The 26,509-nt window shown below is 37.8% G+C and carries 33 protein-coding genes; 22 read left to right on the top strand and 11 right to left on the bottom strand.

Annotation, left to right across the window (positions count from 1 at the left end; genetic code table 11):
• Nucleotides 1-19 precede the first annotated feature (19 nt).
• The 18 genes from AKK44_RS01305 to AKK44_RS09175 all read left to right on the top strand — a co-directional run bounded on the left by AKK44_RS01305 (nucleotide 20) and on the right by AKK44_RS09175 (nucleotide 12,435).
• The gene (locus AKK44_RS01305) at nucleotides 20-427 is read left to right on the top strand and encodes a hypothetical protein (RefSeq protein WP_054278176.1); all 408 of its coding nucleotides are present in this window, start codon (nucleotides 20-22) and stop codon (nucleotides 425-427) included.
• Nucleotides 428-439: 12 nt separating this feature from the next.
• Nucleotides 440-1,078 carry a Rha family transcriptional regulator gene (locus tag AKK44_RS01300; protein ID WP_082385497.1) on the top strand — a complete coding sequence of 213 codons (639 nt, stop codon included), beginning with the start codon at nucleotides 440-442 and terminating at the stop codon, nucleotides 1,076-1,078.
• Between the two features lie 215 nt (nucleotides 1,079-1,293).
• Complete coding sequence (locus AKK44_RS01295; protein WP_054278175.1) at nucleotides 1,294-1,626, top strand: hypothetical protein; 333 nt, start codon at nucleotides 1,294-1,296, stop codon at nucleotides 1,624-1,626.
• Nucleotides 1,623-1,817 (top strand): hypothetical protein, encoded by a 195-nt coding sequence (locus AKK44_RS01290; protein WP_054278174.1) that lies wholly within the window; start codon nucleotides 1,623-1,625, stop codon nucleotides 1,815-1,817. The genes AKK44_RS01295 and AKK44_RS01290 overlap by 4 nt, the downstream gene beginning before the upstream one ends.
• 11 nt (nucleotides 1,818-1,828) lie before the next feature.
• Nucleotides 1,829-2,161 (top strand): hypothetical protein, encoded by a 333-nt coding sequence (locus AKK44_RS01285; protein ID WP_054278173.1) that lies wholly within the window; start codon nucleotides 1,829-1,831, stop codon nucleotides 2,159-2,161.
• A gap of 2 nt (nucleotides 2,162-2,163) precedes the next feature.
• Nucleotides 2,164-2,436: a hypothetical protein gene (locus AKK44_RS01280; protein WP_054278172.1), complete on the top strand. Its 273-nt coding sequence runs from the start codon at nucleotides 2,164-2,166 to the stop codon at nucleotides 2,434-2,436.
• Nucleotides 2,437-3,297, top strand: coding sequence for a primase alpha helix C-terminal domain-containing protein (locus tag AKK44_RS01275; RefSeq protein ID WP_054278171.1), 861 nt, complete (start codon nucleotides 2,437-2,439; stop codon nucleotides 3,295-3,297). It abuts the gene before it with no gap.
• On the top strand, nucleotides 3,266-4,957 hold the full coding sequence (locus AKK44_RS01270; protein WP_054278170.1) for a DNA primase family protein: 1,692 nt from the start codon (nucleotides 3,266-3,268) through the stop codon (nucleotides 4,955-4,957). The genes AKK44_RS01275 and AKK44_RS01270 overlap by 32 nt, the downstream gene beginning before the upstream one ends.
• A 296-nt stretch (nucleotides 4,958-5,253) precedes the next feature.
• Complete coding sequence (locus tag AKK44_RS08575; RefSeq protein WP_082385496.1) at nucleotides 5,254-5,427, top strand: DUF2758 domain-containing protein; 174 nt, start codon at nucleotides 5,254-5,256, stop codon at nucleotides 5,425-5,427.
• Between the two features lie 7 nt (nucleotides 5,428-5,434).
• A complete protein-coding gene (locus tag AKK44_RS09060) occupies nucleotides 5,435-5,608 on the top strand; it encodes a hypothetical protein (protein ID WP_169750798.1) in 174 nt (57 codons plus the stop codon).
• A gap of 1 nt (nucleotide 5,609) precedes the next feature.
• Nucleotides 5,610-6,167: a hypothetical protein gene (locus AKK44_RS01260; protein ID WP_054278168.1), complete on the top strand. Its 558-nt coding sequence runs from the start codon at nucleotides 5,610-5,612 to the stop codon at nucleotides 6,165-6,167.
• 74 nt (nucleotides 6,168-6,241) lie between these two features.
• Nucleotides 6,242-6,730 carry a hypothetical protein gene (locus AKK44_RS01255; RefSeq protein WP_054278167.1) on the top strand — a complete coding sequence of 163 codons (489 nt, stop codon included), beginning with the start codon at nucleotides 6,242-6,244 and terminating at the stop codon, nucleotides 6,728-6,730.
• 383 nt (nucleotides 6,731-7,113) lie between these two features.
• The gene (locus AKK44_RS01250; protein ID WP_054278166.1) at nucleotides 7,114-7,476 is read left to right on the top strand and encodes a sigma factor-like helix-turn-helix DNA-binding protein; all 363 of its coding nucleotides are present in this window, start codon (nucleotides 7,114-7,116) and stop codon (nucleotides 7,474-7,476) included.
• Complete coding sequence (locus AKK44_RS01245) at nucleotides 7,451-7,828, top strand: ArpU family phage packaging/lysis transcriptional regulator (protein ID WP_054278165.1); 378 nt, start codon at nucleotides 7,451-7,453, stop codon at nucleotides 7,826-7,828. Before AKK44_RS01250 ends, AKK44_RS01245 begins: the two co-directional genes overlap by 26 nt.
• A gap of 98 nt (nucleotides 7,829-7,926) precedes the next feature.
• On the top strand, nucleotides 7,927-8,655 hold the full coding sequence (locus tag AKK44_RS01240) for a hypothetical protein (RefSeq protein WP_054278164.1): 729 nt from the start codon (nucleotides 7,927-7,929) through the stop codon (nucleotides 8,653-8,655).
• Between the two features lie 798 nt (nucleotides 8,656-9,453).
• Nucleotides 9,454-9,972 carry a hypothetical protein gene (locus AKK44_RS09185; protein WP_054278163.1) on the top strand — a complete coding sequence of 173 codons (519 nt, stop codon included), beginning with the start codon at nucleotides 9,454-9,456 and terminating at the stop codon, nucleotides 9,970-9,972.
• Nucleotides 9,973-10,073: 101 nt separating this feature from the next.
• On the top strand, nucleotides 10,074-10,730 hold the full coding sequence (locus tag AKK44_RS09180) for a vWA domain-containing protein (protein ID WP_236686639.1): 657 nt from the start codon (nucleotides 10,074-10,076) through the stop codon (nucleotides 10,728-10,730).
• On the top strand, nucleotides 10,717-12,435 hold the full coding sequence (locus AKK44_RS09175; protein ID WP_236686636.1) for a serum opacification factor: 1,719 nt from the start codon (nucleotides 10,717-10,719) through the stop codon (nucleotides 12,433-12,435). Before AKK44_RS09180 ends, AKK44_RS09175 begins: the two co-directional genes overlap by 14 nt.
• A 255-nt stretch (nucleotides 12,436-12,690) precedes the next feature.
• Here AKK44_RS09175 and AKK44_RS01220 read toward each other — a convergent pair whose 3' ends face one another.
• Nucleotides 12,691-12,939 (bottom strand): hypothetical protein, encoded by a 249-nt coding sequence (locus AKK44_RS01220; protein ID WP_054278161.1) that lies wholly within the window; start codon nucleotides 12,937-12,939, stop codon nucleotides 12,691-12,693.
• A gap of 349 nt (nucleotides 12,940-13,288) precedes the next feature.
• On the opposite strand from AKK44_RS01220, the gene AKK44_RS01215 reads away from it, so the two are divergent.
• Nucleotides 13,289-13,492 (top strand): cold-shock protein, encoded by a 204-nt coding sequence (locus tag AKK44_RS01215; protein ID WP_037596162.1) that lies wholly within the window; start codon nucleotides 13,289-13,291, stop codon nucleotides 13,490-13,492.
• 92 nt (nucleotides 13,493-13,584) lie between these two features.
• On the opposite strand, the gene mutS is transcribed toward AKK44_RS01215, so the two are convergent.
• Genes mutS through argR form a run of 3 tightly spaced genes read right to left on the bottom strand, consistent with a single transcriptional unit; the run spans nucleotide 13,585 to nucleotide 16,926 of the window.
• Nucleotides 13,585-16,155 (bottom strand): DNA mismatch repair protein MutS, encoded by a 2,571-nt coding sequence (gene mutS / locus AKK44_RS01210; protein WP_054278160.1) that lies wholly within the window; start codon nucleotides 16,153-16,155, stop codon nucleotides 13,585-13,587.
• Entirely contained in the window at nucleotides 16,142-16,492 is a 351-nt protein-coding gene (locus AKK44_RS01205; protein ID WP_054278159.1) for a YlbF family regulator, read from the bottom strand. Before AKK44_RS01205 ends, mutS begins: the two co-directional genes overlap by 14 nt.
• Entirely contained in the window at nucleotides 16,489-16,926 is a 438-nt protein-coding gene (gene argR, locus AKK44_RS01200) for an arginine repressor (protein WP_054278158.1), read from the bottom strand. The genes AKK44_RS01205 and argR overlap by 4 nt, the downstream gene beginning before the upstream one ends.
• 266 nt (nucleotides 16,927-17,192) lie before the next feature.
• Here argR and argS point away from each other — a divergent pair, with 266 nt between their 5' ends.
• A complete protein-coding gene (argS, locus tag AKK44_RS01195) occupies nucleotides 17,193-18,884 on the top strand; it encodes an arginine--tRNA ligase (RefSeq protein ID WP_054278157.1) in 1,692 nt (563 codons plus the stop codon).
• A gap of 65 nt (nucleotides 18,885-18,949) precedes the next feature.
• Here argS and AKK44_RS01190 read toward each other — a convergent pair whose 3' ends face one another.
• The 5 genes from AKK44_RS01190 to hisS all read right to left on the bottom strand — a co-directional run bounded on the left by AKK44_RS01190 (nucleotide 18,950) and on the right by hisS (nucleotide 24,988).
• The gene (locus AKK44_RS01190) at nucleotides 18,950-19,861 is read right to left on the bottom strand and encodes a YitT family protein (RefSeq protein WP_037596152.1); all 912 of its coding nucleotides are present in this window, start codon (nucleotides 19,859-19,861) and stop codon (nucleotides 18,950-18,952) included.
• A 55-nt stretch (nucleotides 19,862-19,916) separates the two neighbouring features.
• On the bottom strand, nucleotides 19,917-20,798 hold the full coding sequence (locus AKK44_RS01185) for a YitT family protein (RefSeq protein ID WP_054278156.1): 882 nt from the start codon (nucleotides 20,796-20,798) through the stop codon (nucleotides 19,917-19,919).
• A gap of 17 nt (nucleotides 20,799-20,815) precedes the next feature.
• Nucleotides 20,816-21,757, bottom strand: coding sequence for a YitT family protein (locus AKK44_RS01180; RefSeq protein ID WP_037596150.1), 942 nt, complete (start codon nucleotides 21,755-21,757; stop codon nucleotides 20,816-20,818).
• On the bottom strand, nucleotides 21,750-23,498 hold the full coding sequence (gene aspS / locus AKK44_RS01175; protein ID WP_054278155.1) for an aspartate--tRNA ligase: 1,749 nt from the start codon (nucleotides 23,496-23,498) through the stop codon (nucleotides 21,750-21,752). Before aspS ends, AKK44_RS01180 begins: the two co-directional genes overlap by 8 nt.
• Nucleotides 23,499-23,710: 212 nt before the next feature.
• Nucleotides 23,711-24,988, bottom strand: coding sequence for a histidine--tRNA ligase (hisS, locus tag AKK44_RS01170; protein ID WP_054278215.1), 1,278 nt, complete (start codon nucleotides 24,986-24,988; stop codon nucleotides 23,711-23,713).
• Nucleotides 24,989-25,218: 230 nt separating this feature from the next.
• On the opposite strand from hisS, the gene rpmF reads away from it, so the two are divergent.
• On the top strand, nucleotides 25,219-25,401 hold the full coding sequence (gene rpmF / locus AKK44_RS01165) for a 50S ribosomal protein L32 (RefSeq protein WP_037594970.1): 183 nt from the start codon (nucleotides 25,219-25,221) through the stop codon (nucleotides 25,399-25,401).
• 15 nt (nucleotides 25,402-25,416) lie between these two features.
• Entirely contained in the window at nucleotides 25,417-25,566 is a 150-nt protein-coding gene (gene rpmG / locus AKK44_RS01160; RefSeq protein ID WP_002982147.1) for a 50S ribosomal protein L33, read from the top strand.
• A gap of 328 nt (nucleotides 25,567-25,894) precedes the next feature.
• On the opposite strand, the gene AKK44_RS01155 is transcribed toward rpmG, so the two are convergent.
• Together AKK44_RS01155 and AKK44_RS01150 are read right to left on the bottom strand one after the other, a co-directional pair.
• Nucleotides 25,895-26,167, bottom strand: coding sequence for a hypothetical protein (locus AKK44_RS01155; RefSeq protein WP_054278154.1), 273 nt, complete (start codon nucleotides 26,165-26,167; stop codon nucleotides 25,895-25,897).
• 4 nt (nucleotides 26,168-26,171) lie between these two features.
• On the bottom strand, nucleotides 26,172-26,509 hold a 338-nt coding region (locus AKK44_RS01150; protein WP_236686635.1), incomplete at its 5' end, for a DUF2089 family protein.

Genomic DNA, 26,509 nt, shown 5'->3' with positions numbered 1-26,509 from the left:
AAAGGCAGGTAAAGAAAAAATGGCCAGAACACCATTTACACAAGAATTATTACATCAGATATTTGACGATACAGGAACAATGAGTCTAGAGCTGATTGCTGAACGACTTCCTGATTGGTCTGAAAAAGATATTAAACTTAGGTTATCGGCTTGGCGGTATCGAAAAGCCATCGATTACACTATGGCAGATGGCGAAATTGATACCTTTGAAATTCTCAATAATAAAAAAGTTATTTCCGAAGAAGTTTCCGCAGGGAGACAACTTAAGTTAGAAGAGTATTTCAAGCAAGTACAGGCAACGGCTGAAATTATTAATAAACCGACTGCTAGCGACACCAATCGTTTAAAGGCCATCCAGTTACAGCAAGTGGCTATGGATGAAATTCCTGATCAGTATTTTAAAGAACTAACGGAACTCTATGGATAAAGGAGGGTTACCATGAACCTAGTTTACATTGACGGAAAGAAAGAACCATATACAACACACGATATTATCGCTGAATGCGCTGAAGTTGAGAGTACTTCAGTTAGAAAACTAATTGATAAACATAAAACAAGACTAGAAAGTTTTGGGGTTTTGTCATTTGAAATCCATAAACTTGAAAAAGGTTCGCTAGGCGGACGACCTAAAAAAGTTTACCGGTTGAATGAGCAACAAGTAACGTTATTAGTCACTTATCTAGGAAACACCGAGCCAGTTCTTAACTTTAAAACCAAGCTCGTTCAAGCTTTCTTTGCTATGCGAGACGAACTAACCAAAATCAAGCTAGAGCGAGCTTCTGAGCGTTCAAAACGTTTAGCGCTGAATGAAGCCATCAATCGTTGGGAGAAAGCACCTAAGATGGCTTATCCCACTATTTACAATCTACTGCTTAAAGGTGTCACTGGACATAATAAAAACCAACTCATGAAAGCAAGAGGTGGTTCAACAGGTATTGATTGCTTGAACAGTATCGAGTTGGCCAAGTTCCAAGCCTTAGAAGATATGGCAGTGGCTCTCATTAATCTTAATTTTGACTACCAGGACATCAAAACCATGGTATTCAGACAAAAAGAAAACGCACCACAAGGCGCGTGAACATAAATTAAAGGCTTTACGAGCGACCAAACTTCTAAGCCTTTGATTAATCATCAAACTCAATTAATAAAGCAGGCAAGCTATTATTAAAAGGGTTTTATATCTTAAATTATAGCATATTGAAGCTATTTTGACCATACGCAGGGAGCTATCCCTTAAAGCTGGCATGAAACTAGTATAAGAAATAAGCGAAAATAAAAAACGAGGAAAATACAATGAAACACAAAATGACAACAAACCCTTTTTCAAAAGATAGATACACTCCTGAACAACGAGAAATGTTCCAAAAGCGCCAACTCAGCAAAGAAAAGGCTGAGGCTTATTTCACAAGGCTATATAGCCAGCATATCGCTTGGGTAATTATTGCTAATGTGATGACAGAATACATCACTACATTCAGAAAAAGTGCGACTGCCTTTGAAGAAGCGTGGAACGCTTTAGGCTATCAGAAAACCACGGAAATTGTATTTAGAGCCGTTAATGGTTTACCTTGTTTGCAGAAAGACACAGGGGAACTAGAAGCTTATTTAGGTGAGGTGTCAGCATGATCCAAGAACTTAATTTCACACCAACAGAAATAATTGCTGTATTAATTGTCTCAGGCATCCTATTACTCATTTTAATCCGTTCTAAGACCTATGTATCTATTGATATACCTGAAGGCACAACCGCACAGAAACAACAGTATAACGCAAACTATGGTGCTTATATTCAAGCACAGAACCATTATTATAATTAGGAGAGTGGCCAATGGTTACATTACCTGAAAGTTATAAACGTGTCCTCAATGTCATCAAGGTAGGCGCTGACAATCCTATCACAGGGGCAGAGATTGGTTTAATGTTGAAGCTTGAAGAAAGAACGGTCCAAAACATTATCAGTAGTTTAATCACGCGCTATAAAGTTCCCATCATCGGAATCAGACACGGCTTGAACCGTGGATATTTTATCCCAGCTAATAAAGAAGAATTGTTAGAGGGCGCAAAAACATTTTACAACCAAGTTCAAAAAGAACAAGAACGCCTCAGTATTTTATTAAATGCTGATCTAACTAATTACAAGGAACTGCTCAAAGGAGGTTAGACATGAGCCTATTTAGTCAAGAATATGAAGCAAAGCTCTTGGAACAAAACCTGACCGCTGTTAATCGCTTCTTAGAAGCCTACCAGCAACCTAAACCAAGTTTGCTAGGGTTGATGACAGCCGAACAGGTCAAAGTGGAGTTGAACATCAAAGGCAAAACCTTAAAACGGTGGGAAAGGTCTGGATTAAGGAAATACCAACCACCACTAGAAGATACGAGAAAACATTATTATAAAGTCAGTGATATTCTTATCTTTTTGGGGGTGGATGCTTAAATGGCTATTTATGAAACAAAAGGGTTTAGTTCTTATCTGTATCCCTACAGAGGACAATTAGAACCGTTTGATTATATCTCTCAGTTTAAACCTCTGAAACCTCCTGAGGGCATGGCTATTGATGAGTATAAACGAACACAAGCCCCGTACTGTTTGAGTGGCAAAGTGACCTCAGAAAAAAACGGTAGCTACAAGCGGAATAATGCTAGTCTAATCTATCGTGATTTGATTTTCCTTGACTATGATGACATTGACAAGGGGATAGATTTCCCTACAATCGTTTCTCAGGCACTTTATGGCTACTCCTATATTATTTACCCAACAATCAAACACACACCCGAGAAGCCACGCTATAGGCTTGTCGTGAAGCCTAGTGACGTCATGAGTGAGGAAATTTATAAGCAGGTCGTTAAGGAGATAGCGGACAAAATAGGACTGCCTTTTGATTTAGCTAGTCTGACTTGGTCACAGTTACAAGGCCTACCAGTCACAACAGGTAATACAGAAGCTTATCAGAAAATCGTAGAACGTGGACTAGACTATCCTGTTCCTAAAAATAGTAGCACACCAAGCAGACAGACGTTCACTACTACTTACACATCCAGACCAAAGGGTCAACCTTCCATCACAATGAGGGTCATTGATCCCTTATTTAATGGTTTTGGAGACGAGGGAGGACGTAACGTAGCACTCACGCGCTTTGTGGGGTTACTCTTTAACAAATGGGTGGATTGTGATTTAGAGACGGCCTATGAGCTGGTACAAATAGCTAACAGTGTGACAACTAACCCATTACCCATTGATGAAATAGATAGAACCTTTACCAGTATTGCCAAAGCAGAATTTAGAAAGAGAGGATAACATTATCGAACAAGCAGAGTTGAAAAACTTAGAAAAGGAAATCGTTGAAGCTCGTGATCAGGAAGATAGCTATTTCAAAACGTTCAAAAGCGTCAGAGGGCAACTGATTAAGGAATGCCAAATAACCAAGGAAAAAGCTTATCAACAAGCCTATGATGAAGTTCTAGTTGATAGCAAACACCTTGAGAACGTAAAAGCGGGTAGATTGACCGAGGTGCAACATGAAGAACTTGCTAAAGAAAAAGGACAAGAAGCTAGTGAAAAAGCCTTACCTAAAACACCTTTGGGTGTGGCTATTATGCTTAAACAGTATCTCCGCTTTATTCGGATTAGACCTGAAGCTCAAGGGCAAAAAGCACCACTTTACTTTTATCATCCTGATCACGGGGTTTGGCTAGAGGATAATGAGTTTTTACAAGATCTCATTTCAGTCATTTTTCCAAATACGACAGAAAAACAAGCCTTTGATACACTTTACAAAATTGCTAGGCAAAGTCAAATGAAGGATATTCAAAGAGAATATACAGTTATCGGGAATCAGCTCTACAATTACAAAACTGGTCAATTTGAAGAATTAACCCCAGATATAACCGTCACGCGCAAAATTAAGACAGGCTACAATCAAAAAGCCAAAGAACCCATGTTAAAGGGATGGAAACCTACTACTTGGCTCTTAGAATTGTTTGACGGTGACGAGGAACTTTATAACCTTGCTATTCAGATTATCAAAGCTAGTATCACAGGTCAGTCGTTACAGAAAATCTTCTGGCTATTCGGTGAAGGCGGAACAGGAAAGGGAACATTTCAGCAATTATTAATTAATTTAGTTGGCATGGAGAACGTGGCAAGTCTAAAAATCACAGGTTTATCAAGTAGTAGATTTTCAACCTCAATATTATTGGGAAAGTCTCTTGTTATTGGTGATGATGTGCAAAAAGATGCCATCATTAAAGACACATCCGATATGTTTAGCCTGGCCACAGGGGATATTATGACTATTGAGGATAAAGGAAAACGGCCCTATAGTATACGCTTAAACATGACTGTAGTACAGTCTTCTAACGGTTTACCACGAATGAATGGAGATAAGTCCGCTATTGATAGGCGCTTTAGAATTTTACCTTTTACTAAGGAATTTAAAGGTAAGCCCAATAAGGCTATTAAAACAGACTACATCAATCGCAGAGAGGTCCTCGAATATTTGGTTAAGTTAGCGATTGAAACACCACTTGCGGATATTAACCCTCAAAAATCTATTGATATACTAGAAGAACATCACAAGGACATGAATCCAGTTATTGACTTTGTTTCTAAGTTTTTCACGGATGAACTTACTAGCGAATTTATTCCTAATAGCTTTGTCTACCATGTTTGGAAAGGGTTTTTAGAGTACTATAGTATCAAACAAAGCAAGTCAGAGGTTGGTTTGCACAAAGAGATAAAAAATAATCTTCCTGAAGGGTTCACTGTTGGACAAAAAGTAATTCCTGCGGGAAGGCAACTCCATACAGGTTTCTTTCCTAAAGAAGACTTACCACCGTTCGCAAACCATAGTTATTCTAATGGCAGAACGACTCCCGAAAAACAGAAAAAACCAAAGAATGAACGTGGGTATTACAATCACTGGTCAGGAAACAAAAAGAAGAGGACTAGACAATAAAAATTTTATACACTTTATACGGTAGGAAAATAAGTGTATAAAAAAAGAGCCCAGTTGTATCAAGGACTTTATACGGTTAACACGGTTTATACGGTTTTTTTAAAATTTTCTATATAAGACTATTGAAAAGACTAAAGCTAAAATATCCCTATATAGAATTTATTTTTACTGTATAAACTGTATAAAGTGTATAAAATACTAGCTAAACCCTTGGTATGACTGACTTTAAATTTTATACACTTAAAAAATCAAGTGTATAAAAAAAGTGCTAAGTGTATAAAGTTAGGAGAAAAATCATGAAAATCAAACTATTTTATCGAAAATACAAGGAATCACTAGATGACTTTGAACATCGGGTAAACTTATTTACGGTGTCGGTATCGGTGATAGACATCAAATTCCAAGAAGCAACTTATGGTCATTATGAAGACATGGATACATGCACTGGTCTATTGGTCTTATACAGGTAACTTAATTATGAAACTTAAACTACACACACGAGGTGGCAATGCCATAACCATACAAGGTGACCGCACCCTTTATGATGAGTTGGTCAAATACCTTCTATCTGGAAAGCAACCTAACTGGATAGCGTGTCCTTCTGCCATCATAAATTTATCAGAAATAACAGCAATTACAAAGGAGAAATAACATGAGAACATTTTCAGATAACGCAAAAACATTTACTTTTAACTATACCTTTAAAGATTTTGATACCGCACAAGTAGCTTGTCATGCTATTTTAGGGTATATGACTGGCACCTATGAGCAACCAGTGATTGACGCAACTTATCACAATGATAATCAAGGAGGTCATGCCAATCAGTTAACCTTAGAATATGCAGAGGACAGAAAGCTAAACAAAGTATTTAAACGCATCTGTGACAGCTTTAAGGACTATTACAATCAACCTGAGGATATGACGGACGAGGAACTGGATGATCTGGTTCAGGAAAATGAATTAAGCAAGAAAGTTGAAAAACCTGATCATCAGCGCGTGGTTTCTTTATTTGAGATTACCCAAGAGGAAGCCAATGAACAAGACACACTCATGGCTTTCATCTCAGACCATGACCAACTGGCTGAACATCTCTCTATGAATTATAAAGAGATGAGCCAAGACGATTTAGGAGCTGTCCTTGAGTCTATCAGTCAAGCCTTTAACCATTTGTATAATATGGCAATTGAAGGTCAGTTACTCGTTAAATAGACATTCAGAGGGATTTCCCTCTTTTTGTCGTTTTAGCCAATAGTTTTGGGTTGTTTGAATCTTAAGGAGAAAGTATGCTAGAACTATCTATTGAGAGTATCATTAAACCAATGAAGATACAGGGTAAGACAAGAGTTGCAGGCACAATGGATGACCAACCTGTCCGCATAGACCTAGATAACCTGGTCATTCATTATAATAATCAAGACTTATTACTTGAAACAATACCAGGAACCTATGGTGGTAAGCGCTACTTCTTCTTGTGTCCTGACTGTGAAAGACGTTGTCGGAAACTATTCAAGGTTTCTCATACCTTTGCCTGTGGTTCTTGTCAGAAGATTCATCAAACAACGCTCAACCGAAGCAAGACAGACTGTTGTTACTATTGGCAATTAGCCTTTAAAGAGTGTTTGAAAGTAGATCCAAGAGCAAGACACAAACATGGTTATTATAGTCATGATGACTTTCCTAAACGTCCAAAATACATGAGAATGGCCAAATACCTTTATCACTGGAAGAGTTTCCATTACTATATGGATAAGGGAGATGGGTACTGGCTATAACATTCGGAATATACCCCCTTAATTTTTGAACGGGGCTATATTGTTCGGAAACTTAAGAACGCGCCCTTTTCCGTGCAAAAAATTCCCTTTTTGAAATTTTTACCGAAAATTAAAAGCTTGAGTCTAAAGTGTTTCACAGAGAAAGTTGGCTCAAAACCCTACCACAAAGAATAACCCTCTCAAAATAAAATTAAGCATAGTCTTAGAGCTTTTATATGGTAAGTTGAGATTTATATTGCCAGTTCTAAAAAGCGCTTAGAAACGATTTTAGAAGCTCAAAGTGGAATACTACAAAACTGACAAATAAACACAAAAAAGACGTCCACATGGAACGCCTCCTTGGTTATATCTGTTAATAATATTATACCACAACGGGGGCTTTTATGACTGCTAAAGAAAGACTCAAAGAGTTGAAACCGCTTTTTGCCTTAATGGCTTTATTTGAAGAGCAACGAGACAAAGACATTAAGCTAATGAATGCTTTTCGTAACCCCAAATTACTCAAAGGCATTGAAGAAGGCACAGCTAAACAACTCCTATATTTAGGGGAAAAACGTGACAAAAGATTGGCCATGATTGCTACTTTGCAAGATGACAAACAGATAGCTGTTATTAAGGCTAGATATGTGGAAGGTCTATCATGGGATGAGATACCCGACCAGTTTGGTTATTCAAGGAATACAGTATTCAAATTACACAGAGAGGCGCTAAAGGTATTAGATGAGCAAGAAGAATGCCATTCGTAAACTAAAAGAGTTCCATAGATGGCAACGTATCGCCAATAGTCTTGATTTGACCTATAACGAGCTTTACCAGTTTGATATAGATTACCATTCCACGCGCAGAAAACGCCTTGAAATAAGCCGAGAATGTGCCTTAGAGGAACTAGATGCTATTAAACACGCCATCAATCAACTGTCTAAGATAGAATACAGGCAGATACTGATTGAGTGTTACTTGCTTAATGAGAACGTATCCAATCAGGAACTTATGAAGAAACTGAATTGCTCTGAAAGCTGGTATTATGAAACCAAGAAACGAGCTTTACTTGAATTTTCGAGACACTATAGAGATGGTGAGCTCGAACGAATTAACTAGTTTCAGTGATTTTTATTTTAAAAAATCTTTTTTTAAGGTTTTAAATGTCATTTTTTTACCTTATAGTTAATATCATATTATAAAATTAGAGGTATGAAATGAAAAAGATATTATTTTTAGTATTAGCACTCTGTGCTACCGTAAGTTCACAAAGCATTAAGGCTGAAGAAGCTCTAAAATGGGAGAGAGACCCAAACCATCAACAGGCTGTGGATGATAATAATAATCCAATTTCTGTTAGTATTGATAACCAAAATAAAATAACAGTAACGTTACCAAAAGGTTGGTCTTTATGGTTAAAGAAAGATAGTAAGAATTATAATCCACAGCAAATAAACGGTGAAACACTCCAGACACATCATAATCGACAAGCACCTCGAACACAAGACAGCAACTCTGTATCAGGTAAGCAAAATACTAGTCCTAAGATAACAATATATGGAAAAGATAATACAAATACACTACAGTTGAGTTCTATATACAATGATAACCTTGGGGAATCCGGGTTGCCAATAACCATTACTGTAGATGCTCCTTCAGAAGAAGATAAAAAGCTAACTATAGTATATAAAGCAGATGGTGGTTACTTTGCAGGTAGTACAGTTTTTGTAAATTCAAAAATTCTAGCTAAAGAAAAAGAAGCTGAAAAACGAAAAGAAGCTGAAGAAAAACAAATTGACGAAGAACGAAAATATGTTGAACAAAAACTATTAGAAGATAGCGTACTTAAACAAATTAGAGAAAATGACCATAAAACTTGGTACGAACGATTTGGAGATAATGTTCAGGATCAATGGGCAAACTTTACAAGTTGGTGGAGAGGATAATTCTATTTCTCAGTAAGACTAAACATGTTATAACAGGGTCACAGGCTAAACTAAAAAGCACCTCTTACGGGTGCTAGTTCTTGCCTGCTGAACTCATGTTGTAAAGGACCTGTAAAGGTCTTTTTTTGTTCACCTTTTTGTGGACTTTTGAGGAGATTCTAAGGAAACTTAAAACTTGTATGTTTTCAAAAACACAGTAATATCAAGACTTAAGGTCTGTCAACACTCTGTAAAGACTACCGAACAGAGTCCAATAATTTTTGACATATTTCTATTTTAACACTTTCTAAACATTGATATCACAACTGTTTTGGTATGCTTACACTGCATAAAACGGTAATTCCTGTTTTGAGAACTCTGATGGTGTTTTTCCTGTATGTCCTGCGTAGCTTCTCAATAGTTCTGCTGTATTTAGCCCTATTGGTACGACACCATATAGTCTAATCTCTTTTCTTTTATTGTAATACATTGTATATCAAAACTCGAAGTATGTCACGAAAGGGAGCTATGAAAAGGTAAAGAGATTTCTTGTCAAACGCACAGGCCTTAAAAGTAGCTTTATTGAGGAATAATTAATAATAATGTCATTCATAAACTAAAAAAGTTGTCCTTGAAGATGCTAAATATTGTAAATCTACCAAGTTTACAAAATCAACTTTCCTAATCTAGTTTCTAAAAAATTAAAAAATTAATGCTTGAGTGGATTTTTATGTTAAAAAAGCTTTTTTATGGTTTTAAATGTCATTTTTTTACCTTATAATGAAGCCTAAAAAGTCACAAAATAAAGGAAGGCTAGGAATGATTAACTGTAAATATAAACTACGGAAACTATCTGTAGGACTTGTTTCCGTGGGAACAATGTTTATGTCAACAACTGTTATGGGGGAGGTTGTTGCTAACCAAGCAATTAATAATGAAGTCCTCGCTAGAAAAGCGGCTGATAGTCAGCCTAATGCTACAGCAACTAAAACTTCTGAGCTTACTGACTCTTCAAGAACAACAGAAACTCAGCCGGTCTTAGCCACTCAGTCCAATCTGGCTAGTGCTAAAGTTAATAGTGAGCAAACTGAGGATAAAAAAACTTCACAGTTACAGAAAGTAGCCAAGAGGGTACTTCTGAAAACACTCAAACCTCTCAACAGGCTAGTCATTCATCAGAACAAAAAGATGAACCACAACTTATGGAAGTTGATAAATTTGTCGTTGATAAAGAAAAGACAGAACTTAGCATCACAGATAAGAAAAATAATCCTGAAAAACTCATTAAAAACCGCGATGATAAACAACGTGAAATTTTTGATGTCTCTAGAGATGTGAAAATTAATGAGGACAATACCATTGATGTTGCACTAACAGTAACCCCAAAACAAATTGATGAAGGTGCAGAAGTCATTATTCTTTTGGACACTTCTCAAAAGATGACAGACGCTGACTTTAATACTGCTAAACAAAATATCCAAAAGTTAGTGACTACCTTAACTAGCCCGAATACCAAAGAGTCTCCAAATCACAATAATCGCAACTCAGTTCGTCTAATTGATTTTTACAGAGAAATAGGAGAACCTATTGATTTGTCAGGTCTTCCTACAAATGAAGTCGGAAAAAAACTCGACGAATTGCGAAAAAAATCTTATGATAAATGGAATTGGGGAGTAAATTTACAAGGAGCCATTCATAAAGCTAGAGAAATCCTAAATTCAAATCCGGAAAAGAACTCCGGAAAACGTCAACATATCGTTCTTTTTTCACAAGGAGAAGCGACCTTTAGTTATGCACTTACTGACGAAGCTAAAAAGAAGACCCAAAGATTAACGGATATGATTACATCTTCCAACCCTCTTTTACCGTGGCCAGCTATTCTAAATCATTCTAATAAAAATAGAGATATGCTTGATGATATTAAAATTTTGACATCTCTTGGTAAAGAATTAGGAATAGAAGAACTGTCTAACCTAGATTCTACTTTAAAGTTGGCTAGTACCGGAAGCTCTATCTTAGGAATTTTGTTAGGGGGGGAGTTTAACCGAATATTTAACTCTTCAGGAATATATTTCAAATACATTGGATCAAAATAACTTTGATTATAACAATCGTGTTGGCGAAGGCTACCATCATTATAGTTTTTCTGAAAGAACAACGGATGAACTGCCATTTAAAAAAGCCATAGAGAATCAGCTAGAAGATTTATCCAAAAAAATTTCAATCCCTTGGTTTGGTTCGTTTTTAGATATGTTATCGTTAACTGAAAGCTATCAAAATGCTAAGAAAGAAGTTCTTTTAAAAGCACTAGAGTATTTATTCTATAAACGTGACTATATTTACTATAACCATAACTTATCAGCTCAAGCAGAAGCTAAGATGGCAAGAGATGAAGGAATCGTCTTCTATTCATTTGATGTTACTGATCCTAACCGTGCTACAAAAGAATCTAAGCCTAACAACCATAGTAAGGAATATCAAGAGTATCTAAAGAAAAAAGCGGAAGAAGCTAAGAAAACTGCAAAAGAAAGAAACGATAAGTTTGATAAATATTTAGAAGAAATGTCAGATAATAAACAATTTTTATCTGATGTTAATAATACTGAGAAATTCAAAGATATTTTGTCCGAAGTGATAATTAAAGAAGAATTTACTGATATGGTAACTGTTGAAGAAAACTCTTGGAAAGTTCCTTTGGGGAACACTGAACCAGAAAATAAAGTTGAATATAAAAAATCATCAAATACATCCTGGATTTCACTTCTAAGCAACAATGCAAGTCTCACTTGGACTCTCTCTAAAGAACAGTTACAAAAAGCCTTTGAAACTGTTCAGCCGCTAACTTTAACTTACAAACTTAACATCAACAGTTCAAAATTTAAAGAAACCCTTGAAAAACGTAAACAAAAACGTTCAATATCAACAGAAAAAAATAATAAATTAACCGAAAAAATCATTTCAAATACTATTTCTTACAAAATTAATAGTAACTCAGCAAATGGTAAGAATCTTGAAGATGTCATGTTAACGTACACCAAAGAAATGGTTCCTGTACCAGAAATTAACGAAAAAGTGACCGAGCCTCAACCACCTCAGTTACTTGATTTGCCTAAGTTCAACTCTATTAGTGAATATGGCCCTAACTTGAATTTCGAGGAAGAAACCATTCATCAATTACCTTTGGAACACGGTCATTATGCACCTAATACTCAAATAACTATTGAGGAAGATACCAAATCAGAGTCACCAGACATCACTGTTAGCGGAAATGTGATTGACTTTACAGAAGATAGCATCGACGATTTACACACTGAATCTGGTCATAATTCTCCTGAAAATAATCAAGATAGTGTTGAAGACACAAAAGCAAACTCAACTGTTATTACCATTAACGGACAAAGTGATCCTGTGGAAATGACGGAAGACACACAAGCTGAAATCTCTGGACATTCTGGTGATATCACTATTACTGAGGATACGAAGGGTTCTGAAATCATTATTAGTGGGCAAAGTGACCCTGTGGAAATGATGGAGGACACACAACCTGGTATGTCTGGATTTAACGATACTACTATTATCGAAGAATCTGCACAGCCTAAATTGCAATTCCATTTTGATAATGAAGAGCCTACTACTACCACTCAAACCATTGTCCAATCCCATATCGCTAAAGTAGAAAACAAACTACCTCAAACTGGAGATAGCGACAAACTAGAAACGTTCTTTAATGTGACAGTATTAACTGTTATTGGAGCAGCTGGCTTGTTAGGCAAAAAACGTCGTGAAAATCAGATTGACTAATTATTAGTTATCTATAATAACATAAAACAAGGTCATATTAGCATGGTCCTTGTTTTATGTTGCTCTATGGAGCTTATTAAAGAATAACAGTCGCAAAAAATTGTAAAGAAACCAGAAGCAATCACTAAATCCTAACAAATAATCTAACAATCTGACGGATAGTTGCTCATCTGTCTCTATTTTACAGTATTAAAAAAGGCACCTCTCTGGGTGCCTTTTTTGTGGACTTTTGAGATATCTAATGAGCCTTACCTTTTAATAAGGTACCGCACGATTAGTATAACAGTAAACCGCAATAGCTACAGCTGCAATTGATAGTAGGACAGCTAGCATTGAGATGTGTTTTGGTCCGTTTTTATTAATCAATAGTCCCCCAAAACCAGTAGTAACGGCGAAGCCTAACAACAACCAGTAGCCACTAGCCATAAATAAGGTGGTGCTATCTAAAATTGATAGACTGCTTGAGAGTAAACTGATAACTGGTACGATTTTCTTTTCTGTCATAATGTCCCTTTCTCATATCATTGAACTTTTATTAAACATAGTATAACAAATATTACTAAAAAGGACACTTATCTTCTTGATTGTGGACTTTCTTTTTGCTGACGGTCTAACAACTCAGCATTCACGTGCTTTCAGGGCTTAATCACTCTTGCTTTGACAATGGAATAAAGATAACATTCAGCCATTAAAAAATAAATATCAACACAAAAGAGACTTTTTCATTGACTTGTGTTGATTATACTGTTATAGTAGGGATTGTAAATAAGTTTTTCGAGTCAAAGTATCAGTTCATTCTATGTTTTATCTCTTTAAGTTTTTTTTACAAATAAAATAATAAGAGGTAACTCAAATGACACAAGGTACAGTAAAATGGTTTAACGCAGATAAAGGCTTCGGCTTTATCACACAAGAAGATGGTGCAGACGTATTTGCCCATTTCTCAGAAATTCAATCAAGTGGATTCAAATCTTTAGACGAAGGTCAAAAAGTTTCATTTGAAGTTGAGCAAGGTCAACGTGGCCTTCAAGCAACAAATATTACTAAAATCGCCTAACAAAAAAGCTGTAGATAATCTCTACAGCTTTTTATTTTGCACTTAATGTGCTTAAAAAAAGACTCTGTCAGAGTCTTTTTTCTTTGTCGATTCTATTTCTTTTGATTTGGTAATAAGGTTTTCAACTCATGAAGTGCCATCATTGCTTGAATTGGGGTAAGATTCAATACATCAATAGACTCTAAGCGTTGAATAATCTGTCCCGTGTCCGAATCTGACTCAAATAATGTCAACTGCTCTATCACGCTTTCTGAATTATCGAGATCCTCAGAGGCTGATAAAATAGAGGTCGAAACATGCGACTGACTTTCTAGTTTTGTCAATAGCTGACTGGCTCTGTTCAAGACCTCCTCTGGTAGCCCCGCTATTTTAGCAACATGGATTCCATAGGATTTGTCGGCAGGCCCTTGAGAAATCTTATGCAAAAATGTAACGTCGCCATCTTGTTCTAAGGTGGCTACATGCACATTGACAAGCTTCGTCAACGAGGTTGACAGTTCTGTCAACTCATGGTAATGGGTAGCAAACATCGTTTTTGCACCGACCTTATCATGAATATGCTCAATCAGAGATTGTGCTAGAGCCATACCATCATAGGTGGCTGTTCCTCGTCCTAGCTCATCAAATAAGATAAGTGACTTGTTGGTTGCTCGCTTGATTGCATGATTGGCTTCCATCATCTCAACCATAAAGGTGGACTGTCCTGAAATCAAATCATCAGCTGCTCCAATACGAGTAAAAATAGCATCGAATATTGGTAAATCGACCATCTCTGCCGCAACAAACGCTCCTATTTGCGCCATGATGACTGTTAAGGCAAGTTGTCGCATGTAGGTTGACTTACCACTCATGTTAGGCCCTGTGATCAGTTGGATGCTTGTTTGATCATCAAAGACAATGCTATTTGGAATGTACTCCTGGACGCCCATGACTTTCTCAACAACTGCGTGGCGACCATTAACAACATTAATGTTTTGATCAGTATTAAAGCATGGACGAGCGTAATGATTTTTTTCAGCCACAACTGCCAAGCTTTGCAAAACATCAACAGTTGCTAGTAACTTAGCCAAACGTTGTAATCTACCGATGTATCCTTCAACCTGTGTGCGAATGCGCATGAAAATATCATATTCCAAGCTAGAAGATTCCTCTCTAGCCTCTAACATTTGTCCTTCGATTTTAGCTAATTCTGCCGTGCCATAACGCTCTGAATTTTTCAGCGTCGCTTTTCTGAAAAAGTAATCTGGAACCATTTTCAAATTGGAGTTGGTCACATGAAAATAATAGCCATCTTTTTTATTGTAATCGATTTTAAGATTGTTAATCCCGCTATTTTGGCGCTCTTTGGTTTCTATCTCAGCAATCCAGCCCATCCCCTCACGCATAACCGTACGATAATGGTCTAGTCGCTCATCAAATCCTGTTCTGATAATATTGCCATCGCTAATAGTGGCTGGCGCATCGGGATCGATTGCTGCGCTAATCAGATGTTCTAGTTCTGGCAAAGCGTCAATGCCGTTGACAATCTTGTCAACATATTGATTGTTGAAAGAGCTTAAAATCGCCTTAATCTCTGGCACCTGACCCAATGTGTGCCCTAATTGTAATAAATCTTTTGGATTGGCCTTACCAAATGACACGCGACTAGCCAAGCGTTCAATATCATAGACACCTTTTAAACTATTACTCAAATCAGTTCTTTCAATAAAAGCATCTAAAAATACCTGAACAATTTCTTGACGCTCTAAAATAGTCTCAAGATGAACAAGTGGGCGATCAATCCATGTTCGTAACAGCCGCATCCCCATAGCCGTTCTGGTTTCATCAAGTAACCAATATAGGCTCCCATGTTTTTTATTGGTTCGCGCATTTTCAAGTAAATCTAAACTCGATTTAGTCGCATAAGACATTTGCAAGTAGTCTTTTATTTCATAATGAACCAATCGTTGCAGGTGACTTAGTTCTCGCATTTGGGTTTTGTGGACATAGTTTAATAGTTTGCCAGCTGCCGTAATCTCAACTTCTGTCAACTGTTTATCAATCAGCGCAGACTCCGTCATCGCTGTGTCTTCAACTGATAATAACAAATTCATCTGATTAGCTAGTACAGACTGCTCTTCTTCTGAAACCTCAAAGCCCAAGAGAACTTCTTTTGCTTTGAGGTTTTGAATCTCGCTTTTGACACTGGCAAAGTCTGCCAAGTCTGTCACAAAGAATTCTCCCGTCGACACATCCATGTAAGAAAGCCCATACCTATTACCATCATAATCAATGGCAACCAGAAAGTTGTTGGAACTATCGGGTTTGCTAGAGTCAACCACCGTTCCTGGTGTAATCACTTGGACAACTTCTCGTTTCACCACTCCAACAGATGTTTTAGGATCCTCCATCTGCTCAGCAATGGCCACTTTATACCCAAGCGTCACCAAAATATCAATATATTGTTGTGCTGAGTGATGTGGCACCCCTGCCATCGGAATAGGGTTTTCTGCATTTTTATTGCGACTTGTTAGCCCAATTTCTAATAATTGTGCTGCTTTGACAGCGTCTTCGTAAAATAACTCGTAAAAATCACCCATCCTAAAAAGCAAAAAAGCATCTGGATAGGATTTCTTAATATCCAGATACTGTTGCATTCCAGGAGAAATTTTAGCTGTTGCCATTTGTTATCTCCTTGTTTAACTTATTTTCAATCGTTTTTGTAATATACTGGAGCAAATCACTCGCATCTTGCATTTTATCACGATAGTCGACAATTAAAGGTAGGCTATTTAGCTCTGCTTCTAAGTTTTTTGCACTCGTCTCAGATAGCTTAGCCGCTTGATTTTTGGCAATCTTTTGAAAAAGATGACTGTCTTGTTGATGACGCTTCATCTGATAAGCTTTTTGATGATAGGAGGTCTGCATCAGACGGTCATGCGCCTTTTGATAAGCGATAATACTGTCATGTTTGCAAATAGCCTCTATCAACTGATTTAATGTCGTTTGATAGCTTGTCATAGGCCTGCAGCCAAATCTTTTTCAAAGCGCTTGGCAATGATTTCGTCACGGCAAATCACTAATAAGGTGTCTGCCCCCGCAATTGTGCCTACAACATCATCAATCTGATTACTATCGATAAGGTTCGCCAGAACATCCGCCTCGCCGAGTTGTGTGTGAAGGACTAACATAAAGCCTGCACGGTCAACCTTTTGGACGTAGAAGCGGGCATCTGGACTAAAAGGCGTCACGACAGGCTCTGAAAGGCTATAGTAAAGCTTTCCTTGGTCATTTCTTAATTTTAAGAGCCCAATTTCTCTTAAATCTCGTGATAGGGTCGCTTGGGTCACCACGATACCTTCTTTTTGAAGCAGTTGTTTAATTTCTTCTTGTGTTCCAATAGGCTCTGCTTGAATAATCCGTTTAATCTGATTTTGTCTCTCCATTTTATTCATGTTGTCTCTCCCAACTGTATAATTATCCTCTCAAGATTATAACAAAAATTTGCTATAATTTCACCTGACTTCTACTGTTTTAGCTGATTTTTAGCAAGTTTAGACCTTAATGACAAGAATCCACATCAATCACTCCCTAGCCTATAGAATCACAGAGCAACAGCCTTGTAGGGAATGTAACGCTACTAGGTTTTCTCAGCCGTCTTCTCGTTTATTTGAAAGAAATATGTTAGAATAAAGTGACAAACTATTTTTAGGAGAAGCAAATGGATACTAAAACTCTAATTGCAAGTAAGATTTCTGAGATTGTTCCCGAGTTGGAACAAAATGCCATTTTAAACTTGCTTGAAACCCCAAAAAATTCTGATATGGGAGACCTTGCCTTTCCAGCGTTTAGCTTGGCAAAAGTGCTTCGCAAAGCACCTCAAATGATTGCTAGTGATTTAGCTGATAAAATAGACAGTAGTGCTTTTGAAAAAGTCGTTGCAGTAGGTCCTTATATTAATTTCTTTTTAGACAAAGCAAGCATCTCATCCCAAGTCCTTGGACAGGTTATTGCTGATGGTTGCGATTATGCGCTGCAAAACGAAGGAAACGGCCAAAATGTCGCCATCGATATGTCTAGCCCCAACATTGCAAAACCTTTTTCGATTGGTCATTTGCGCTCGACAGTTATTGGTGATAGCCTAGCTCATGTCTTTGCTAAAATGGGCTATACCCCTGTAAAAATCAATCACCTTGGTGACTGGGGAAAACAATTTGGTATGCTTATTGTTGCCTATAAAAAATGGGGTGACGAAAAAGCTGTTCAAGAACATCCAGTTGATGAGCTCCTAAAACTATACGTTCGTATCAATGCAGAAGCAGAAACTGATCCAACGGTTGATGAGGAAGCGCGTGATTGGTTCCGCAAACTAGAAAATGCTGACCCTGAGGCAAGATCTTTATGGCAATGGTTCCGCGACGAAAGCTTATTAGAATTTAATCGCTTGTATGAGCAAATGAATGTTACCTTTGATAGCTACAATGGCGAAGCGTTTTACAACGATAAAATGGATGAAGTCGTAGAGCTTCTTGAAGCTAAAGAATTGTTGGTCGAATCAAAAGGTGCCCAAGTCGTTAACCTTGAAAAGTATGGGATTGAACACCCTGCATTAATCAAAAAATCAGATGGTGCAACCCTCTACATTACACGTGACTTAGCCGCTGCTCTTTACCGCAAACGTACTTATGATTTTGCCAAAGCTGTTTACGTTGTCGGAAACGAACAGGCCGCCCACTTTAAACAACTCAAAGCGGTGCTAAAAGAAATGGGATACCATTGGTCAGATGACATGACTCACGTGGCTTTTGGTCTGGTTACCAAGGGTGGTGCTAAATTATCTACTCGTAAAGGTAATGTTATCTTACTTGAACCAACGGTTACTGAAGCTATCAATCGTGCCGCAAGTCAAATTGAAGCTAAAAACCCTAATTTGCCTGATAAAGACGCTGTCGCACACGCCGTTGGAGTTGGTGCCATCAAGTTTTACGACCTGAAAACAGACCGGATGAACGGCTACGACTTTGACCTTGAGGCTATGGTTTCCTTCGAAGGCGAAACTGGTCCTTACGTGCAATACGCACACGCTCGAATCCAATCAATTCTGCGCAAAGCTAACTTCGTTCCATCTGAAGAAACTGATTACAGCTTAACCGATGCGGAAAGTTGGGAAATTATCAAGCTTATCCAAGACTTCCCTCGGATTATTAAGCGTACTGCTGATCTCTTTGAACCTTCTATTTTGGCAAAATTTGCCATCAACCTAGCACAAAATTTCAACAAATACTATGCTCATAACCGTATCCTCGAAGACGATTCTAATCGTGACAACCGCTTGGCACTTTGCTCCGCAACAGCAGTTGTTCTAAAAGAAGCTCTTCGTTTACTTGGTGTTGAAGCGCCAAATGAAATGTAATGACGAACTAAAAAAGCCTTTCCTCTGTTTTTGAGGAAAGGCTTTTTTGACAAAATTTAATCAATCTATTTAAGTTTCGGTTTTTTCTGCAATGCTTTTTCAATAGGCTTGTCAAAGTTTTTGCGCCGAATCTTAAAGTCAGAACTAATTACCTCATCAACATCAATAATCGAGATAAAGGCATCGGGATCTAATTCGCTTAAAATACGTTTAACCTCACGCACCTCAGTTGGATTGAGGGTCACATACATGATATTGTACTCATTGCCTGAGTAAGCACCTTGACCTTTTAAATAAGTCACCCCTCGATTGATTTCTGTCAAAATAGCTTGAGCTGCAGCGTCTGAGTGTTTTGTAATAATGAGCATCCCACGGATAGTATACCCACCATTTTGAACCACTGTAATCATTTGGCTAAAGACAAAACTCGCCACAAGGGTATAGAGCATGTGTTTTAAATCAACATAGGTCAGAGAGGCTGTCAACACCAGTGCATCAATAAATAACAAGGTTTGCCCTAACTTCGCGCCAAATTTTTCCTCAGCAATTCGAGCAATAATGTCTGTTCCACCTGTTGTGGCACCATAACGAAAAACAAGGCCACTACCAATACCAGAAAACAGCCCAGCCACAACAGCAACAAGCATCATGTCATTTTCTAGGCCTAAAGCCATTGGAATTTTTTGCCACATCCAGATAAAAGCAGACATCAAAACGGTGCCATAAATAGTGAGCGCCAATGAGCGCTTCCCAAATATTCTTGCACCTAAGACAAAAAGTGGCAGGTTAAACAGCAAGGAAGAATAGGCAGGATTAATGCCAAAATGAGCATGTAAAATAAGGGTAATTCCTGCGACACCACCTTCAGCCAAGGCATTAGCCATATTAAAGTTTACAAAACCAAATGTATAGATTGCCACACCCAAGGCGATGAGCGTCAATTTTCTGATGCGACTTAATGTAGCGTATTTTGTCATCTGCTTCCCTCACTATTCTTCAAGAAACGTGTTGCTTCACCCTGAAGCAAACGAGTTATCTTTTTTTCTTTTTATGGTACTTGCTTTTAATGGCGATAAACTCTGGACTGTTGACTTCATCAACATCAAAGAAAGAGACAAAAGCATTCGGATCAACCTGAGAAATAAAGACCTTCAGCTCTCGAACATCTGTCTTGCCTAAAGCAACATAAATGACTTGTTTCTCTCTGCCTGAATAAGCACCTTCTCCATTCAGATAGGTCACTCCTCGTCCTAATTCTTCCATGATAAATTTAGAAATAGCTTCTGCATGATCTGAAATAATAAAGGTTCCTCTCGCTGAATAACCACCATTTTGAACGAGGTGTACAATCTGCCCATAAATAAAGCTGGCAATTAAGGCATACATCATCTGTGGAATAGAGATATAGGTTAAAGAAACGACCATAACAAAGATATCAATCCCCAGTAAAGCCTGGTTAAGCTGCAAGCCAAATTTATCTTCGATGAGTTTGGCGATAATATCTGCTCCTCCAATGGTTCCTCCGTTTCGGAAAACAATTCCTCCGCCAAGACCACCAAAGATACCAGCCATCAAGGCTACCACTAAACTGTCATTATTTAAATCAACAAATAGAGGAATTTGCTGGAAAACCCAGATAAACAGGTACAAGGAAGAAATCCCCGTAACAGTATATATCATGGCCCGTTTACCAAATAGCTTTGCCCCTAGTATAACCAGCGGGAGGTTAATCACATAACCTGAAATAGATGGATTAATGCCAAACAAGGCTTGAGCAACCTGTGTCAATCCAGCTAATCCATTGGCTGCAATTCTATTTGCCATGTAAAAATAAACAAAGGCAAAGGCATAAATGGCTGCACCAAGTATGATGAAACAAATATTTTTTAGTTTTAAACTCTGATCAGCCGACATGTTAACACCTATTTTCTTTAATCTTCTTCGACAAACCGACCAATAATCCTAACGTTTTCTGATACTGAAACGAAAGCTTTGGGGTCTGTTTTTAACATAAGATACTTGAACTCACTATACTCTTCACGTGTCAAAATAGTAATTAAAACAGCTTTTTGTTCGTGCTTGTAAGTACCTTCGGCGTCATTAATACTCGTGACGCCTCGATGTAATTTTTTATGAATCATGGCAATGACCTTCTCTGGACAACCAGTGACAATCAGGGCCTGCATTTTTTTTTGCTTTGTAAACACCGCATCAGTGACACGACTCGATACAAAAATCGTAACCATTGAATAAAGGGCGTATTGCCAGCCAAACAGCAAACCCGCAAAAATCATGATGACTCCATTAACCATCAAGGAAATATTACCAACATCTCTGCCTGTTCTTTTTCTAAGGGTCAAGCTGATAATATCTGTTCCACCACTTGAAATTCTAGATTTAAGACCAGTTCCAATCCCAAGACCCATGACCAATCCACCGAAAATAGCATTTATGAGCGGGTCGGTTGTTAAAGTAATCTGTGGCATGATATGGATAAAAAAGGAACTCATGCTAACAGTAATAAACGTAAAAATGGTAAATTTATGACCGATTTTATACCAAGCTAACACTAAAAGTGGGATATTTACCAGGTAAAACGCCAATGAGATTGGGAAATCAAAGCCCCATAACCGGTGACTAATGGCAGAAATCACCTGAGCAAAACCAGTCGCCCCACTTGAGTAGACATGTCCTGGTTGAAAGAAAAAATTAACTGCAATACTTGAGAGGATGCCATAAAGCAGAGAAGCGGAAATCTTCTCTGCGTATTTTTCTTTTGAAATGCTCCTTAGGGCATGAAGGAGACCTATTTTTTTAGCAACTCGACTAATGACATATTTAACTTTTTTCTTGTAAGTTGTTTTTTTAATCATAGCTTTCTATTTGAAGACTAAGTTCTTCTAACTGCTGGCTAGAGACGTGGCTAGGAGCCTGAGTCATTGGATCTGATGCTTTGTTATTTTTAGGAAAGGCAATAACCTCGCGGATATTATCCTTATCAGCTAGTAACATGACAAAGCGGTCCAATCCGATAGCCAAACCTCCATGTGGTGGGAAGCCATAATCCATGGCTTCAAGTAAGAAACCAAACTGATCATTAGCTTCTTCAGCAGTAAATCCAAGAGCCTTAAACATCCGCTCTTGCATCTCTTTTTGATTGATACGAAGGCTACCGCCACCAAGCTCATAACCATTCAACACAATATCGTATGCTACCGCACGAACTTTAGCTAAATCACCGTCAAGCTCGTGAGCAGACTCTGTGGTTGGAAGTGTGAATGGATGATGCGCTGACATGTAGCGACCTTCTTCTTCAGACCACTCAAACATCGGCCAATCAACCACCCAAAGGAAATTAAATCGAGACGTGTCAATCATGTCAAGCTCTTTTGCGATACGGTTACGCAAGGCACCAAGTGTATTATTGGCAACTTCCAACTCATCTGCTACAAATAAGACTAAGTCTTTTTCTGAAAGCTGTAACGCATCTGTCAACTCTTTTTGAATGATTGTTAGGAACTTCGCAACTGGCCCTGCTAGCTGACCATCTGTCACTTTAACCCATGCCAAGCCTTTGGCACCAAACTGCTTAGCAAACTCTGTCAATTTATCAATATCTTTACGAGAGTAGTTATCTGCCTGACCTTTAACCACAATAGCTTTAACAGCACTTGCTTCTGAGAAGACCTTGAAATCAACATTCTTGACAACATCTGTCAAGTCTTTTAAAAGCATGTCAAAGCGTGTGTCAGGCTTATCTGAACCGTAAAGGTTCATCGCGTCATCATAGGACATGCGTGGGAAAGGCAATGATACCTCGATTCCTTTGGTATCTTTCATGACCTTAGCAATCATGCCCTCAACAATATCTTGGATATCTTGTTCTGATAAGAAAGAGGTTTCCAAGTCAACTTGTGTAAACTCAGGTTGACGATCTCCACGTAAATCTTCATCGCGGAAGCATTTAACAATTTGATAATAGCGGTCAAAACCAGCATTCATCAATAATTGTTTTGTGATTTGAGGGCTTTGTGGCAGAGCGTAAAAATGACCTTTACTCATGCGACTTGGCACCAAATAATCACGCGCTCCTTCTGGTGTTGATTTGGCAAGCATTGGAGTTTCCACATCAATAAATTCAAGCTCATCAAGATAGTTGCGAATGGAGTGAGTAACCTTAGCACGTAATTTGAAGTTCTCTAACATCTCAGGGCGACGTAAATCTAAATAACGGTAGCGCAAACGAGTATCATCGCTAACCTCAACGCCGTCTTTAATTTCAAATGGTGGTGTTTTTGAGGTGTTTAAAATGGTTAGATCAGAAACCTTTAACTCGACCGCACCAGTTGCTAGTTTGTCATTAGCTTGTTGGCGTGCTTCGACAATTCCTTCAACAGCAATAACATATTCGCTACGTAAGCTTTCTGCCTTGGCCATCAACTTACTTGACACTTCTTCGGGATTAATAACCAGCTGCATAATTCCTTCGCGGTCACGCAAGTCAATAAAAATCAAACCGCCCAAATCGCGACGACGGCTAACCCAACCTTTCAGCGTTAGCTTTTCTCCGATGTGCTCCTTACGAACACGTCCCACATACATGCTACGTTTCATTTTATATCTCCGTTACTTTTTATAGTCTTTACTATTATAGCAAAAAGCAAAGCAAAACCCCACCTATTGGATGGAGTTTTTAGCAAATATTGAGCTTGGCATCTTTTGACTTATCGATTTTGGGAAATCCTACAGTCACCAATTTTTAACAGGCAGAAATGTTCAAAATAAAAAAGGAAAATGTTCCTATTTTATTTTGATTTACTATTTTTTTAACGGATTTTATCCAATAATTCTGCAAATTGAGTTGAAATTTCATCGAAACTTGCCATGAGTTCCTCTCGTGTCTGGTTGTTTTTCAGTACAACTTGACCAGCTTCAACTTCACTTTCTCCCAAAGTAATCACAACTTTGGCTTTAAAGGCATCTGCAGATTTGAATTGCGCCTTAATCTTACGCCCCAGATAATCCCTCTCTGCGGTAAAGCCTTGACGACGAATGGCTTGCACCAATTCTAGAGCTTTGCTATTAGCACCATCTCCTAAAACAGCAATATAAACATCCATTTCTGTTTCAATAGGAAGTTCAACGCCCTGCTTTTCTAAAATCATCAGCAAACGCTCAATACCGAGGCCAAATCCAAATCCTGCTGTTTCCGGGCCACCAAAATACTCAACCAGACCGTCATAACGACCTCCCGCACATACCGTCAGCTCAGACTGATCCACAGTTGTGACAAATTCAAAGATGGTGTGGTTGTAATAATCCAGACCTCGAACCATGTTAGTATCAATAACATAAGGAATGTGGAGAGCTTCAAGCATATGGCGTACGGCATCAAAATGAGCTTGACTCTCTGCAGCGAGATAATCTAAAATAGATGGCGCATTGGCAACAGCAATTTTATCTTCTTTTTCCTTAGAATCAAGAACACGCAAGGGATTCTCATCTAAACGACGCTGACTATCCTTGGATAACTGGTCACGCATTGGCGACAGATAGTCAATCAAGGCCTGACGATAAGCCATTCGGCTAGCTGAGCTCCCTAGGCTGTTTAAATGTAGGGTCACATCTTTGATCCCCAGTTTTTCAAATAAGTGATAGGCCATTGCAATCGTCTCAACATCAATTGCTGGATTAGCTGCACCAAAACATTCTACCCCAATTTGATGAAACTCGCGCAAGCGCCCAGCCTGAGGACGCTCATAACGAAACATAGAGCCAATATAATACAGTTTAACTGGCTTTTGCACCTCTGGGGCAAACAGCTTGTTTTCGACATACGATCGAACCACAGGAGCAGTTCCTTCTGGACGTAGCGTAATATGACGGTCTCCTTTATCATAGAAATCGTACATCTCTTTGGTAACGATATCTGTCGTGTCACCCACTGAGCGTGAAATCACCTCATAGTGCTCAAATAGAGGGGTGCGGATCTCCCCATAATGATACTGCTTAAAGGTATCACGTGCAACGCTCTCAACATATTGCCATTTGGCACTGTCAGCAGGTAAAATATCCTGTGTTCCTTTTGGTTTTTGAAGTTTCATAGTAGATATAAAGGGTTTAGACGAACTTCGTAGAGCTCTCATTAACCCTCCTTCCTCTCTTTTTCTCAATAGTTTCTACCATTCTATCATTTTTAGGACCATTTTTGTAGAACTGCGACGCTTTTTTCTAAAAAAACTGTCAAGTAACTTTACTTTACAAAAAAGATATGATACTATATTTAAGTTGATGAAAATCAAGTATATTTGAATATAATCGGAGGATAGAAAAAATGGCAGTTCCTGCACGTCACACGTCAAAATCTAAAAAGAACAAACGTCGTACGCATTACAAATTAACAGCTCCATCTGTACAATTCGACGAAACTACTGGAGATTACTCACGTTCTCACCGTGTATCACTTAAAGGATACTATAAAGGACGTAAAATCGCCAAAGCTAACGAAGCTAAATAATAGAAGGGAGATACCATGCGCGTAAATATTACACTTGAACACAAAGAATCTGGTGAACGCTTGTACCTTACTTCAAAAAACAAACGTAACACCCCAGACCGTCTTCAATTGAAAAAATACTCACCAAAATTACGTAAGCACGTAACATTTACAGAAGTAAAATAATTGAGATAAGAAAAGCCTGTGAAATTAAAATTTCTAGGCTTTTTTGCTTGCTTAAAATGTGGTTTCGTCTGATTTTTGTCTGATTAAGATTTCCCTCACTTCATCATTCTATATTCAGTTGAAACTATCAAGACTTACTCTGAAAAATGGGAGTTACTATCAATTGACATCAAACTGAGATTGTTATGAAAGGTTAACATTTTTTAGCCGTTTAAAATTGTAAACTGTCATGAATTAAATATAGTAAAAAACCTGAGAAATCAATATTTCCAGGCTTTATTTTTCAAAGATGTATTTCGTCCACTTTAGGTTACAAAACTTATTTTTACTACAAATCTTTTAACATAGCTTTTTCTTCTTCAGTCATTCCTTTACGATTAAAGTATTTTTTTACCTCATCTTCAATCTTGCAGAGTAGACACGCTATTAGAACAACGAACATTGGAAAGGCAACTAAATGTAATCCATAAAATAAACCGATCGGTAAACCAATTAAAAATGTTATCAAAATCGGAACATAACTCTTGATACTTGTATGCCGTATGATGAACCACTCTAGTAAAAATAACAATAAGGATGGGAGTAAAATAATTATTTTCATAATATTACCTCTTTTCTTCTTTATAAGTATTAATAAGGATTTTAGCAACTTCATAGCTCATTTCACCTTCAAGTGCTAGACGCTTAATCAAAGCAATAAAGTTATCCCTTTCTTCTGACACAATAGAAAGTTTCTCAATTAATTTATCTAGACGTGAACGAATGGTAGGATAAGAAATATTATAGTATGTTGCCATGTTCTTCAAAGAGCCTGAATTAAGAATAAATTGTCTTATAAATTCAAAGTCTTCTTGACTTAGCAAGTTTAACCATTTTGGATGATTTTCCTCAACTATAGCAATCACCTTCTTTCTATAAATTATTATAAACCTAAATAATATTA

The organism is Streptococcus phocae, assembly GCF_001302265.1.
In the GTDB taxonomy this organism is placed as follows: Bacteria; Bacillota; Bacilli; order Lactobacillales; family Streptococcaceae; genus Streptococcus; species Streptococcus phocae.
The sequence above is the reverse complement of the archived record's forward strand: the minus strand, read 5'-3'. Positions and strand labels throughout refer to the sequence as shown.

What these genes read in the sequence shown, in the direction of transcription:
- AKK44_RS01305 (WP_054278176.1), top strand. Translation starts at nt 20, where the DNA reads ATGGCCAGAACACCATTTACACAAGAATTATTACATCAGATATTTGAC.
- AKK44_RS01300 (WP_082385497.1), top strand. Translation starts at nt 440, where the DNA reads ATGAACCTAGTTTACATTGACGGAAAGAAAGAACCATATACAACACAC.
- AKK44_RS01295 (WP_054278175.1), top strand. Translation starts at nt 1,294, where the DNA reads ATGAAACACAAAATGACAACAAACCCTTTTTCAAAAGATAGATACACT.
- AKK44_RS01290 (WP_054278174.1), top strand. Translation starts at nt 1,623, where the DNA reads ATGATCCAAGAACTTAATTTCACACCAACAGAAATAATTGCTGTATTA.
- AKK44_RS01285 (WP_054278173.1), top strand. Translation starts at nt 1,829, where the DNA reads ATGGTTACATTACCTGAAAGTTATAAACGTGTCCTCAATGTCATCAAG.
- AKK44_RS01280 (WP_054278172.1), top strand. Translation starts at nt 2,164, where the DNA reads ATGAGCCTATTTAGTCAAGAATATGAAGCAAAGCTCTTGGAACAAAAC.
- AKK44_RS01275 (WP_054278171.1), top strand. Translation starts at nt 2,437, where the DNA reads ATGGCTATTTATGAAACAAAAGGGTTTAGTTCTTATCTGTATCCCTAC.
- AKK44_RS08575 (WP_082385496.1), top strand. Translation starts at nt 5,254, where the DNA reads ATGAAAATCAAACTATTTTATCGAAAATACAAGGAATCACTAGATGAC.
- AKK44_RS09060 (WP_169750798.1), top strand. Translation starts at nt 5,435, where the DNA reads ATGAAACTTAAACTACACACACGAGGTGGCAATGCCATAACCATACAA.
- AKK44_RS01260 (WP_054278168.1), top strand. Translation starts at nt 5,610, where the DNA reads ATGAGAACATTTTCAGATAACGCAAAAACATTTACTTTTAACTATACC.
- AKK44_RS01255 (WP_054278167.1), top strand. Translation starts at nt 6,242, where the DNA reads ATGCTAGAACTATCTATTGAGAGTATCATTAAACCAATGAAGATACAG.
- AKK44_RS01250 (WP_054278166.1), top strand. Translation starts at nt 7,114, where the DNA reads ATGACTGCTAAAGAAAGACTCAAAGAGTTGAAACCGCTTTTTGCCTTA.
- AKK44_RS01245 (WP_054278165.1), top strand. Translation starts at nt 7,451, where the DNA reads ATGAGCAAGAAGAATGCCATTCGTAAACTAAAAGAGTTCCATAGATGG.
- AKK44_RS01240 (WP_054278164.1), top strand. Translation starts at nt 7,927, where the DNA reads ATGAAAAAGATATTATTTTTAGTATTAGCACTCTGTGCTACCGTAAGT.
- AKK44_RS09185 (WP_054278163.1), top strand. Translation starts at nt 9,454, where the DNA reads ATGATTAACTGTAAATATAAACTACGGAAACTATCTGTAGGACTTGTT.
- AKK44_RS09180 (WP_236686639.1), top strand. Translation starts at nt 10,074, where the DNA reads ATGACAGACGCTGACTTTAATACTGCTAAACAAAATATCCAAAAGTTA.
- AKK44_RS01220 (WP_054278161.1), bottom strand. Translation starts at nt 12,939, where the DNA reads ATGACAGAAAAGAAAATCGTACCAGTTATCAGTTTACTCTCAAGCAGT.
- AKK44_RS01215 (WP_037596162.1), top strand. Translation starts at nt 13,289, where the DNA reads ATGACACAAGGTACAGTAAAATGGTTTAACGCAGATAAAGGCTTCGGC.
- mutS (WP_054278160.1), bottom strand. Translation starts at nt 16,155, where the DNA reads ATGGCAACAGCTAAAATTTCTCCTGGAATGCAACAGTATCTGGATATT.
- AKK44_RS01205 (WP_054278159.1), bottom strand. Translation starts at nt 16,492, where the DNA reads ATGACAAGCTATCAAACGACATTAAATCAGTTGATAGAGGCTATTTGC.
- argR (WP_054278158.1), bottom strand. Translation starts at nt 16,926, where the DNA reads ATGAATAAAATGGAGAGACAAAATCAGATTAAACGGATTATTCAAGCA.
- argS (WP_054278157.1), top strand. Translation starts at nt 17,193, where the DNA reads ATGGATACTAAAACTCTAATTGCAAGTAAGATTTCTGAGATTGTTCCC.
- AKK44_RS01190 (WP_037596152.1), bottom strand. Translation starts at nt 19,861, where the DNA reads ATGACAAAATACGCTACATTAAGTCGCATCAGAAAATTGACGCTCATC.
- AKK44_RS01185 (WP_054278156.1), bottom strand. Translation starts at nt 20,798, where the DNA reads ATGTCGGCTGATCAGAGTTTAAAACTAAAAAATATTTGTTTCATCATA.
- AKK44_RS01180 (WP_037596150.1), bottom strand. Translation starts at nt 21,757, where the DNA reads ATGATTAAAAAAACAACTTACAAGAAAAAAGTTAAATATGTCATTAGT.
- aspS (WP_054278155.1), bottom strand. Translation starts at nt 23,498, where the DNA reads ATGAAACGTAGCATGTATGTGGGACGTGTTCGTAAGGAGCACATCGGA.
- hisS (WP_054278215.1), bottom strand. Translation starts at nt 24,988, where the DNA reads ATGAAACTTCAAAAACCAAAAGGAACACAGGATATTTTACCTGCTGAC.
- rpmF (WP_037594970.1), top strand. Translation starts at nt 25,219, where the DNA reads ATGGCAGTTCCTGCACGTCACACGTCAAAATCTAAAAAGAACAAACGT.
- rpmG (WP_002982147.1), top strand. Translation starts at nt 25,417, where the DNA reads ATGCGCGTAAATATTACACTTGAACACAAAGAATCTGGTGAACGCTTG.
- AKK44_RS01155 (WP_054278154.1), bottom strand. Translation starts at nt 26,167, where the DNA reads ATGAAAATAATTATTTTACTCCCATCCTTATTGTTATTTTTACTAGAG.